3 protein-coding genes are annotated in these 2,437 nt (G+C 32.3%); 1 reads left to right on the top strand and 2 read right to left on the bottom strand.

The features are described 5' to 3' along the window. Positions 1–484 (top strand): hypothetical protein (locus ACW2QF_RS18375; protein ID WP_455717469.1); only part of this gene is annotated, 484 nt, incomplete at its 5' end. Between the two features lie 238 nt (positions 485–722). On the opposite strand, the gene ACW2QF_RS18370 is transcribed toward ACW2QF_RS18375, so the two are convergent. After that, a complete protein-coding gene (locus ACW2QF_RS18370; protein ID WP_455717468.1) occupies positions 723–1,436 on the bottom strand; it encodes an MIP/aquaporin family protein in 714 nt (237 codons plus the stop codon). 21 nt (positions 1,437–1,457) lie between these two features. Beyond that, positions 1,458–2,437: hypothetical protein (locus ACW2QF_RS18365; RefSeq protein WP_455717467.1), on the bottom strand; the 980-nt coding region annotated here is incomplete at its 5' end.

Raw genomic sequence — 2,437 nt, 5'->3', positions numbered from 1 at the left:
TGATGTATTAATCGTGCCTTCTCAGCTTAATTCAAACTTATTATTAAAATCTGCCCCAAAAATTCGTGAGTTTGCTGATATGGGAAAGATCGTCCTCGCATTTGGACCTCAACCATGGGAATGGCTCCCTCATCAAAAATGGGAGGACCGTCCAACCAACTTCTGGTGGTGGCTCGAAGAAAATCCAGATAGTGGCCTCCAAGTAAAAAATGAAGAGCATCCATTCTATGACTATTTCACATTACAAGATTGTACCTGGCATCAACACGGTGTATTTTGGCCACCAGCCCATACCACAACCTTAATTGCAACAAAAGATAACGGATCTGTATTATATATTGATGAAGCATCAACGAAGGGAACTTGGATTATTACAACCTTAGATCCTGACTATCATTTTGGTTCTTATTTTATGCCATCAGCAGAGCGTTTCCTTGAAGCATTATTCCCTTGGCTAAGTCATGGCAAACTTACAAATAAATAACGTTATCATTGCATATTAATTTAAAATGTTATTAATAAAGGAGCTATCGTTGGCTCGAACGTTCTTATTCTTATTTTTCGATACAATAATCGGATGAGTCATTCTAACCAAGGACATAAATTTATTCAAAACTAAGAAAAAAGAGACACTAGTTGTGATTATAGTGCCTCTTTCTCTACAGTGGAATTCACAAACCTATATTAACTTTCTAAATACTAGTGAATAATTTTTGGTATATTTAACTATGTGTAATATTTGTAGATACCGTCGTTTTTTCTAATGTATCTTTTTCTTTACTTATGGTATTGTATTCAAAAATTGTTTTCCCAGTTATTGTGCCAAGTATTGGAGCAAGTATATAAAGCCAAAGTTCGTGAAAATTTCCAGATAAAATAGCTGGTCCAATAGAACGTGCAGGATTAAAAGAGCCACCAGATATTGGTCCAGCTATTAAAGCTCCAATAAATATAGTTAATCCAATTACTAAGGCACCCTTAAAATCATCTTTTGTTTGACTTGATATAACACACATAATTACATACATAAGTAATAGCGTAAATATAAATTCAAATGCAAATGAAATAATAATAGAAAAGTTTCCTATATTTTGTGACGGTAAGGTAGATCCCATATATTTTATATCCCCAAACATAATACGTAATATTGAACTTCCAAGGATTGAACCTAGCAATTGACATCCTATATACGGAAGAAGATCACCACGTGGTATTCCACCCTTTAGCGCTAAAGCTATAGTAACTGCAGGATTAAAATGCGCTCCAGATATAGGGCCAAACATATAAATTAAAATAAATATTGTAAATCCAAAAGTAAAAGATATGCCTAAATGGCCTATGGAATTGTTCGTAATACTATTTATCATTATAGAGCCTGTACCTATAAACACTAGAAAAAATGTACCAATAAATTCAGATAAGTATTTTTTATTCATAATTATATCCCTCACTATTATTTAGCAATTGCATCCGCAATCGCATGCTGTTAATTCGTTACTATTTCCATAGGTGCTATTTATTTCTGTGATTCCTTTTGTAACATGAATGTCCCTATTTTTAGGCGTGTTACAGTCAAATAAATGAGCTCTATCCTCTGGAATTTCTATATAGGCTGGAACATAGATAAACTGTCCTGCATATGGTTGATTTTTGGTTATACCATATGTTTTAGAACAGACAGCTACACGGTCACCACGTTTATAGTGATGACCATCGTCATCTATAACTTCTTTCCATGGGCCACGATATATAACAGCTTGTCCACAGTCTAAACATGGACCCTGCTTGCCTTTATTACCAGAAATTATAAATTCATGAAATTCAACGCCATTTAATACTTTTATAGGTAGTTCACTTCTATATACGTATTCCATTCCATAAAATCCCACTTCGTTCATACAATTAATAATATCTTGTTCAAAAGGTATATACTTTAATACTTGATCATTGATGATTAGTGGTAATAGTTCATTACATTGTTCATCAGAAAGTATAATCCTTATTTGTATAGAACCGCCTTTTGTTAGTACTCTAAATGCCTCTGAAATGGTTTCTTTAATATTAACCCACTCCAATGAATTTATTAACTTATCAATAACGACTGTATCAACAGAATTGTTATGAAGAATTGGGTTATTTATTTTTTGCTCTGAAATAGCCAATTGTAGTGCATTATAGTCAGCTAAATCTATGGTCGAATGGTTTTTTAAAAACTCATTTATGAGTTCAACATTCGTACTCAAGTCATATAACTGAGACGGTATAAATTCTATATTAGTTTTATTTATTTTTTTAAAAATATCAAATGTCTCGTAACCAGTTGAAATAATTTTAACCTTCTTATCATCATCAATAGTTGAAAGTAATTCATATGGATTTGTTGTACCAATTAAAACCAAATTATCAGAACTGCTTATTTTGTTGATTAATATATCTG

Source organism: Anaerosporobacter sp., from assembly GCF_965301125.1.
This window is presented reverse-complemented; position numbering and strand designations above follow the sequence as displayed.